Source organism: Aeromonas finlandensis (genome assembly GCF_000764645.1).
GTDB lineage: Bacteria > Pseudomonadota > Gammaproteobacteria > Enterobacterales > Aeromonadaceae > Aeromonas > Aeromonas finlandensis.
The window spans coordinates 1-8,873 of sequence record NZ_JRGK01000316.1 but is presented as its reverse complement, the minus strand read 5'-3'; the positions used below and the strand labels follow the sequence as shown (position 1 = coordinate 8,873).

The following is an 8,873-nucleotide window of genomic DNA, read 5'->3' as shown; positions in this document are numbered from 1 at the left end:
GGGTGGAGCAGCTCGGTAGCTCGTCGGGCTCATAACCCGAAGGTCGTCGGTTCAAATCCGGCCCCCGCAACCAACTTTCTGATCATTCCCTTCTTGCATTGCCAATCCTTCTCTTGTTGAACAATCCTTCTTGATGCTCGTCACCATCTGGTGATTGCTGCTATTTCTGACGCTTTTTCAAGACCAAAACTGGTCGCATCAACCATTTGTTGGGTATCATCAGGTATCTCTTCATGGATGAGGCACACGCCTGTGATCACTCCCTTCACCTATCTTCCTCCTGCTATTGAAAGCCGGGATGCCACGCTGGCCGACGCCCTTGCCCAGGGGCTGCCGTTGCAACTGCTGCTGATCGCCGAAGAGCAGAAGGAGGCCTTGCTCTCGTTGCCCGCCCTGGCGGGTGTCAAGACCCAGCTTGCGCTGGGAAAAAAAGCCCCCTTTACCCTGATGCATGGCAACACCCTGTTGCAGGTGGTGTTTGTTGCCGGCAGTGTGACGCGGGATCACCGTCTCTATAAACAGGTCCGAGGCTGGATCGCCCCTCTGTCAGGGCTCAATGTGGAGCGGCTGGGGCTGCATCTGGAAGGCTTTGCTCCCTCCGAGCGGGTGATGCTGGCAGAGCTGATATTGTCAGCCTTGTTGGCCGCCAATATCCCGTTGCCGACCAGCAAGCGCCGCAGTGAAAGCAGCTGGACTTATCAGCAGATCCGGGTCTCCCCCGCGGTGGTGCTGGATCTGGCACGCCTCTACAGCGAAGCGGGAGGCAACGGGCTGGCCCGTCATCTGGCGGTGTTACCCGCCTCCGAGCTGACGGCGGCCAGCTATCGCGAGTTTGTTACTCAGCTTGCGCAGGATGAGGGGTGGCAGTGCCAGCATTATGATCAGGCCCAGCTGGCCGAGTTGGGGGCGGGCGCTTTTTTGGCGGTGGCCCGTGGCTCGGAAGACAATCAGGGTGCCATGGTCAAGCTCAGCTACTACCCGCCCAAGCCGGTGCGCCGCATTGCGTTGGTGGGCAAGGGGATCTGCCACGACTCAGGCGGTTACAACCTCAAGGTCTCCGGCAGCATGTATGGCATGCATCTGGATATGGGGGGGAGCGCAGTGGCGCTGGGCACCCTCTATGCCATCAGCCGAGCCCAGCTGCCTTATGAAGTGCACTGCTGGCTGGCCATTGCCGAGAACCATATCGGCCCTCACGCCTATCGTCCCGGCGAGGTGGTGACCGCTATCAATGGCACCTCTATTGAGGTGGTCGACACCGATGCCGAAGGGCGAATGGTGCTGGCTGACACCCTGGCGATGGCGGTGCAGGATACCCCGGATCTGCTACTCGATTACGCGACCCTGACCGGGGCCTGCAAACGGGCGCTGGGCAGCCGCTACAGCGGCGTCTTTACCAACCGCAGTGAATGGATGGCATCACTGGTTAATCTGGGTCAGCGCAGCGGTGAGCGGATTTGGCCCTTCCCGCTCGATGATGATTTCGACGACAACATCGAGAGCGAGTGGGCCGATCTGTTGCAGTGTGCGCCGGGCAGTTCGCCGGATCACATCGATGCGGCCCGTTTCCTTGCCCACTTTGTGCCCGAGCAGACCCCCTGGCTGCACTTCGACCTGAGCGGTTTTCGCAACAAGGGGGGCAATGGGGTGGTCTCCAGCGAAGTGACCGGGTTTGGCGTGCGGCTAACGCTGGATCTGCTGGCCAGCCCGCTTGGCAGAGTTGGCCGCCAAACTTCTGAACAATCTGAATGATAACAAGGAGTTATGTGAAAAAACCAAGCTATGACTGGGTGCTGTTCGATTTGGATGAAACCCTGCTCGATTTCCCGGTCGTCGAAGCGCTGACGCAAACCCTGCAGATCTATGGTGTACAGGCTGATGACGCCAGCATGGCGCAGTATCACGCCCTCAACCACGGGCTTTGGCAGCAGTACAACGATGGCGAGATCGATGCAACGGCGTTGCAGCAGACCCGCTTCTCCCTCTTTGCCCAGCAGGTTGCTGCCGATCCCATGGCGATGAACAACACCTTTCTGGAACAGATTGTTGCCCTGAGCATGCCCCTCGAAGGGGTGCTCGAGACCCTGCAGCAGCTTCGCAGCAAGGTGCGGATGGGGATTATCACCAATGGTTTCAGCGTGCCCCAGCGGGGGCGGCTCGGCAAACTGGGCTGGAGCGAGTGGTTTGAGCCGCTGGTGATCTCCGACGAGATCCGGGTGACCAAGCCAGCACCGGCCATTTTCCAGCACACCCTCTCCCTGATGGGGCAGCCAGATCCGGCTCGGGTGCTGATGGTGGGTGACAACCCCAAGACAGATATCGCCGGTGCGGCGGCACAGGGGCTGGCGACCTGCTGGTATAACCCTGAGCGGCAAGCGGGTGAGTGCGATGCAACCCACGAGATCCACCACTTCTCTCGTCTCTCAAGGATTGTATTGGGGCAGTAACTGGCGCTGCGACTGCAGACTGATCAGGTAATGCGGGCGGGGGAGATCACTCCCCCGTGATAGCTTGATGAGCAGGCACCATTTCGTAGCGCTCAAGGATTTGCTGGTACTCCGGGCTTTGCTTCAACTCGTCGATTGCCTGATTAAGCCGGTCCAGCTGGTGCTGTGTGGTGCTTTTTTGGCTCAGCATCAGGTGTACCGGGGTTCGTTGGATGTGCAGCAGGATATACAGTTCGTCGAGGGCGAGGCCTTGATGCACCCACTCCTGCATACCATGGGGATCGAGAATAAGTCCCTGGATCCGCCCTGCATTAAGCATCTTCAACAGTTGATCAAGTTTTAGCCGCAGCAGCAGGCGCGCTTGCATCTCTGGCTGCCCCATCAGCTGGCGAAAGGTGTCGCCGTAATCAAATCCCTTGAGTACGCCAATGTGGAAATCGGGTGTCTTGCGTAGCTCGTCCAGCGAGGTGATCCCGCGCCAGCGGGGCTCATCCTGGCGGCGGATGATGATGACCGTCTCCTCTTCCCGATAAGGGTGAGTGAAGCGGGCATATTGTTGCCGTTCGGCGGTGATATTGGCTGACATGGCCAGCTGAACCGTGCCAAAGCGCAGTTCATGGAGCACCCTGGCCCAGGGCATTTCGCTGAATCTGGCCTGATAACCGGCCCGCAGGAAGATAGCGTTGACCAGTTCTATATCCAGTCCCCGGATCTGCTGTTGTTCATCGTGAAAGCTGAAGGGTTGCCAGTCTGTCCAGCCGACGATCAAGGACTCCTGTGCCATCGTCTGGCAGCATAAACACCATACCAACAAGAGTCTGTACACAACTCACCCCTCGAACCGACTGATATGGTTGAGTATTGGACAGGAACGATGGAGTAACCAGTGCTGAGAATGGAGCAGATGCACAGAAGTGCATCTCTCATAGTTCGTGGGCGTGGAATCCCTTGCGATAGCGGGTTTCACAGCGTGGGCAGCGTTGCAGGGTCGGGTCTTGCTCCAGCTGTTCGATGGTCAGTTGCTCTTCACAATCGGAGCAGAGGCCATAGATGCCGAGATCCATCTGGCAGAGTGCCGCGTCGATCCGCTTGAGGCGGGCCACGCTCTGCTCCAACTTTGGCAGATCCAGTCGGCTGGTCAGTTCCACCAGTTGATCCTGCGCGCAGTGATCGACCTGTTCGGCCCATTCGTCACGGCGACAGGCTTTGAGCTGACCGATCAGCGTTTCTCGTACTTGGGCCCAGTCGGACAGCAGGCGATTACGCCAGACAGTCAACTGTGCTTGCGTCATTTCACACACATTATCCCCCACAGGACAGACGACAGATTCGGGGCAGTATAGGGATCCGATAACACTATCAAGATGACATGCGTCAAGTTAAACGTGGTTAGCCGTGGCTTTTGGCCGCTTGCAGCAGGGCATCGCGGATGGGATCTGTCTCTTTGAGCACCCGGATCTCCTGAAACAGCAGGTCCGCTTCGGGATATTCCCGCTTGAGATAGCTGAACCACTGTTTGATGCGGCTGGGGTAATAGTCAGCTTTTTCGCTGGCCAGATCCTGCTCGGTGTAGCTCACCATCAACTGCAGTACCTCGGCCCAGCTCATGTGGGGGCAGCCGGTTTTCATCACGTTGGCCAGATTGGGCAGGGAGATGGCGCCGCGCCCGACCATCAGGGCATCGCAGCCGGAGACGCTGGCGCAGGTGAGGGCATCTTTATGATCCCAAATCTCGCCGTTGGCGGTGACGGGGATGGGCAGGGCGCGGCGGATGGCGTCCACATACTCCCAGTGGGCGGGGGCCTTGTACCCTTCGCGCTTGGTGCGGGCATGGACGGCCAGCTCGTTGGCGCCGCCCTGGAAGACCGCCAGGGCGTTTTCCAGATAGAGATCCTTGTCATCGTAACCGAGGCGAATTTTGGCGCTCACCGGCAGATGGGCGGGCACTGCGTCGCGCACCGCCTTGACGATGCGGTAGATGGTCTCGGGCTCTTTGAGCAGCACCGCGCCGCCCTTGCTCTTGTTGACCGTGGGGGCGGGGCAGCCGAAGTTGAGATCGACGCCGGGGGAGCCGAGCTCGATGGCGCGCACGGCGTTCTCGGCCAGCCACTCGGGGTGTTGCCCCAGCAGTTGCACCCGTACCGGGGTGCCTGCACGGGTCTTGCCATCTTGCAGCAGTTCAGGGCAGAGGCGGTAGAACACCTTGGCGGGCAGCAGCTGATCGACGACCCGGATAAACTCGCTCACGCAGAGATCGTAATCATTGACGGAGGTGAGTACCTCCCGCATCAGGTGATCCAGTACCCCCTGCATGGGGGCCAAAATAACGCGCATAACGGTTTTCCGACGAGAGTGGGGAGAAAAAAGAGCGCAGATTGTAGTGGGGTTGCGGCCTGCTGTCAGCACCCGCTCAAACTCTGTTAGGCTAGAGGGAGATAAATCATACAAGGAGCAGGAATGAAGCGTTGGTGTCTGATGGCGCTCGGGTGGCTGGCATTTGCCACCGGTATCGTGGGCATTGTGCTGCCGCTTTTGCCGACTACCCCCTTCATGTTGCTGGCTGCCGCCCTGTTTGCCCGCTCGTCGCCCCGTTTTCATCGCTGGTTGCTGACCCATCCCTGGTTTGGTCCGCCCATCGTCGATTGGCAGCAGTATCGCGGCATTCGTCGCCAGGCCAGACGGCGCGCCATTATCTTCATTCTGCTCACCTTCTCGGTGTCGCTGGCGGTGGTGCCACTGCTGTGGGTCAAGGGGCTGCTGGTTGTCATAATGGTGATCCTGCTCACCTGGTTAATGCGCCTGCCGGTGCTGGAGCCAGTTGCAATGGTGAAGTGAAGTCCCTAAGCTATTGCAGCAATAATGCTATGGAGTCGGCCTGTCATTTTTGCGTGACAGGCTTTTTTATTTCCCGCAGAAGGGAATTGAGAAAAAATGGCCACCCCTGGGTCAAAAAAATAAGCGGTCAACACATGAATCCGGAAACCCTGAAATTTATCGAAGCAAGCATCAAGACCATTCCCGACTATCCGAAGCCGGGCATTCTGTTTCGTGACATCACCAGCCTGATCGAGAACGCCGAGGCCTTCAAGGCCACCATCGATCTGCTGGCCAATCATTATCGTGATCAAGGGATCACCAAGATTGTTGGCACCGAAGCCCGTGGCTTCATTTTCGGTGCACCGGTCGCCTTCGCCATGGGGCTGGGTTTCGTGCCGGTCCGCAAGCCGGGCAAGCTGCCGCGCGAAGTGATCGAGGAGTCCTATGCCCTCGAGTACGGCACCGATACCCTGCAACTGCACACCGATGCCATCGTGCCCGGTGACAAGGTGCTGGTGGTGGACGATCTGCTGGCGACCGGTGGTACCGTCGATGCGACCGTCAAGCTGATCCGCCGCGCCGGTGGTGAAGTGGCCGATGCGGCCTTCATCATCTCCCTGCCGTCTCTGGGTGGCGATGCCCGCCTGACTGCCGCTGGCATCAAGGTGGTCTCACTGGTCGAACTGGCCGGCGAGTAATGCCTCTTCGGCCCGATCCTCTGCATCGGGCCTGCGTTGAACCGGTGCCCTTGCGGGCATCGGTTTGAAAATCAAGCGATCCCTCCTGCTCTGACCGATAGCCGATACAGCCAGCCCGCCATTTGTGTTAGCATCCGGCCTCAATGCCCTGTCTTCCCTGCATGATGGATTTATGAGCTATCAGGTTCTGGCGCGTAAATGGCGCCCCCATACGTTTGAACAAGTGGTAGGCCAGCAACATGTGCTGACCGCCTTGACCAACGCCCTGGATCAGGGACGGCTGCATCACGCCTATCTGCTGAGCGGTACCCGCGGGGTCGGCAAGACCACCATCGCCCGTATTCTGGCCAAGAGCCTCAACTGCGAGCAGGGGATCAGCAGCCACCCGTGTGGCGTCTGCGATACCTGCCGCGAGATCGATCAGGGCAACTTTGTCGACCTGCTGGAGATTGACGCGGCGTCCCGCACCAAGGTGGAAGATACCCGCGAGCTGCTCGACAACGTGCAGTACCGCCCGGCCCGTGGCCGCTTCAAGGTCTACCTCATCGATGAAGTGCACATGTTGTCGCGTCACAGCTTCAACGCGCTGCTGAAAACCCTGGAAGAGCCACCCCCCTATGTGAAGTTTCTGCTGGCCACCACGGATCCGCAGAAGCTGCCCATTACCATCCTCTCGCGTTGCCTGCAGTTTCATCTGAAGAGTCTGGATCAGACCCAGATCGCCAAGCAGCTCGAATGGGTGCTGGATCAGGAGGGTCAGCCGTTTGAGCCGCGGGCCCTGCTGGCACTGGCCAAGGCCGCCGACGGCAGTATGCGCGATGCCCTGAGCCTGACCGATCAGGCGCTGGCCCACGGCAACGGCAGCGTTCGCCTCGAGAGCGTGCTGGCGATGCTGGGGACGCTCGATCACCGCCATCTGCACCAACTGCTGGAAGCCATTTTGCGGCAAGATGCCCCCGCGACCATGGCCAAGATCACCGAAATCGCCACCCTGGGCCCCGATTTTGATCAGCTCCACGCCGAGCTGGAAGGCTTGCTCCATCGCATCGCCATGGCGCAGCTGCTGCCTGCCAGCGTGCAGGAGCAGGGGGCGGATGCCGACTCCCTGCTGCAACTGGCCAAGGCGATGAGCCCGGAAGAGGTGCAGCTCTGCTACCAGATTGTGCTGGGTGGCCGTAAAGATCTGCCCTGGGCACCCGATGGCCGCACCGCGCTGGAGATGACCTGCCTGCGGATGCTCGCCTTCTCGCCAAGGCGCGATGCCCTGCATCCGGCCAGCCTCACTACGTTGCCCCCGTCAATGACGAGCAGCGCAACTCCGGTAGCTTCTTTGCCGGGAAAGCGCCCGGCCGCTGAATCGGCCGCGCTGGCACCGATCAGCGGCGCCGTGCCCGCACCGCTAGCCAGCCCGCCGGTTGCCAGCAGTGCTGCGCCAGTGGCTGATGCCGTTCTGCCTGAGCTGGCCCCTGCGGCGGATGACACCGGCAACCCCGCCGACAGCGAGGAGGAGGCGCAAGCCGCCGAGCTGTTTAGCCAGCAGGATGAGCTGTTGCGCGAAGCCGCAGGCATGGGTTATCAACCAGAGCCAACCCTCTCTGCTGCGCAGCCTGATATGTCAGCACACTCTGCCATGCAGCCCGCTGATGATGGCGCGCCTGCCGCAGCCGATGCGGCCTATTCCCGTGGCGAGCCGCTGACCGCCGCCTTCGAATCTGCAGCCGAGCCCGCGCTCGAACCGACAACCGAGCCGGTTGCCGCACCTGAAGCCGTGTCTGCGGTATCGAGCATGCAGAGCCTGCTTGGCAAACGAAATATGCTGCGCAGCCGCCAGCGTGGTCAGGATGCCCCGGCGGCGCCCGCGCCGCGCGCAGTGCCGGTTGCACCGGCTCGCCCTGTCGCGCCCGCTGCTGCTCCAGTCGTCACCCAACAGCCTGCTCCGGTCAGCCAACCGGCCGGGCAGGGGATGGCGACGATGGGACACTATGATGATCTGCCGCCAGTGGATCTCTATGGCGACGGTTACGAGCCGCAGGGTGACAACGGGGAATACGAAGAGTACCTCAATCAGGGCTTTGCCGAGCAGACTCCGGTGATGAGCCACGCCCCCGTCACGGCACCGGCCCAGCCAACCGATCTGCCACCCTGGGATCTCGACGGGCAGCCGAACTATCGACCCGGCGAGCGCAGCGCGACGGCGCCTGCGGTGATGCCAGCCCCTGCGACCCAGCCGGTGGCACCCGTTGCTACCACGGCTGTGGCTGCTGCCCCTGTGGCGCAGAACGAGCCAGCCCAGCCGGTGATGGAGACCATCGATTGGGACGAGCTCGAGAGCGATGAGGAGCCGCAAGAGGGGGAGGCGACCCGTCTTATTCCCTCGTCACTGCTCAATGGTTGCGGCGACGCTTGGGCCGAGTTGATTGCCCACACCCAGGTGGGTGGACGGCTGCGCCAGCTGGCCATCAACTCGGTGATGACGCGGGAGGGGGATAAGGTGTTGCTGACCCTCAAGCCCGAACAGCGCCATCTGGTTAGCGACAAGGCGCGCGCCGATCTGGCCGAGATCATTGGGCCAGCGCTGGGGCAACCGGTACAGGTCGAGGTAACGCTCGGTGTGGTGCCTGACAAGGAGACCCCCCTTGAGATCGAACACCGCCTTTATCTGGGGGTGCGCGAGCAGGTGACCCGGGATCTGGAGCAGGATCCCAACGTGCAGTTTTTAGTTCAGCGGTTTGGTGCCGTGCTTCATCACGAGAGCATCGAGCCCCTCAACCGCTAAATTCCGTGGCCGGGAGCTTGCTTCCGGTTGAAAAGCAGTTTGGCTGTCCCCATCTAGGACAGACAAGCCCACAGCCCGGCGCTGGATGCCGGATTTCAAGACGAGAGACGACATATGTTTGGTAAAGGTGGAATG

General features: G+C 60.6%; 8 protein-coding genes. 5 read left to right on the top strand and 3 right to left on the bottom strand.

Annotated features, from left to right (window positions below):
• Positions 1 to 252: 252 nt before the first annotated feature.
• Together LD28_RS0119810 and yjjG are read left to right on the top strand one after the other, a co-directional pair.
• Positions 253 to 1,752 (top strand): M17 family metallopeptidase, encoded by a 1,500-nt coding sequence (locus tag LD28_RS0119810; RefSeq protein WP_033138626.1) that lies wholly within the window; start codon positions 253 to 255, stop codon positions 1,750 to 1,752.
• Between the two features lie 14 nt (positions 1,753 to 1,766).
• Entirely contained in the window at positions 1,767 to 2,447 is a 681-nt protein-coding gene (gene yjjG, locus LD28_RS0119805; protein WP_033138625.1) for a pyrimidine 5'-nucleotidase, read from the top strand.
• Positions 2,448 to 2,493: 46 nt separating this feature from the next.
• Here the strand turns inward: yjjG and LD28_RS0119800 are convergent, their stop codons facing one another.
• From LD28_RS0119800 to dusC, 3 genes are all read right to left on the bottom strand, one after another.
• Positions 2,494 to 3,231, bottom strand: a complete 738-nt coding sequence (locus LD28_RS0119800; RefSeq protein WP_081959638.1) for a substrate-binding periplasmic protein — start codon at positions 3,229 to 3,231, stop codon at positions 2,494 to 2,496.
• A gap of 139 nt (positions 3,232 to 3,370) precedes the next feature.
• Positions 3,371 to 3,739, bottom strand: coding sequence for a TraR/DksA family transcriptional regulator (locus LD28_RS0119795; RefSeq protein WP_033138623.1), 369 nt, complete (start codon positions 3,737 to 3,739; stop codon positions 3,371 to 3,373).
• A gap of 97 nt (positions 3,740 to 3,836) precedes the next feature.
• Complete coding sequence (gene dusC / locus LD28_RS0119790; protein ID WP_033138622.1) at positions 3,837 to 4,781, bottom strand: tRNA dihydrouridine(16) synthase DusC; 945 nt, start codon at positions 4,779 to 4,781, stop codon at positions 3,837 to 3,839.
• A gap of 123 nt (positions 4,782 to 4,904) precedes the next feature.
• Between dusC and LD28_RS0119785 the strand changes: the two genes are divergently transcribed.
• From LD28_RS0119785 to dnaX, 3 genes are all read left to right on the top strand, one after another.
• A complete protein-coding gene (locus LD28_RS0119785; protein ID WP_005352406.1) occupies positions 4,905 to 5,282 on the top strand; it encodes a YbaN family protein in 378 nt (125 codons plus the stop codon).
• 134 nt (positions 5,283 to 5,416) lie between these two features.
• Positions 5,417 to 5,962 (top strand): adenine phosphoribosyltransferase, encoded by a 546-nt coding sequence (apt, locus tag LD28_RS0119780; protein WP_005333447.1) that lies wholly within the window; start codon positions 5,417 to 5,419, stop codon positions 5,960 to 5,962.
• 172 nt (positions 5,963 to 6,134) lie between these two features.
• Entirely contained in the window at positions 6,135 to 8,738 is a 2,604-nt protein-coding gene (gene dnaX, locus LD28_RS0119775) for a DNA polymerase III subunit gamma/tau (RefSeq protein WP_033138621.1), read from the top strand.
• Positions 8,739 to 8,873 lie beyond the last annotated feature (135 nt).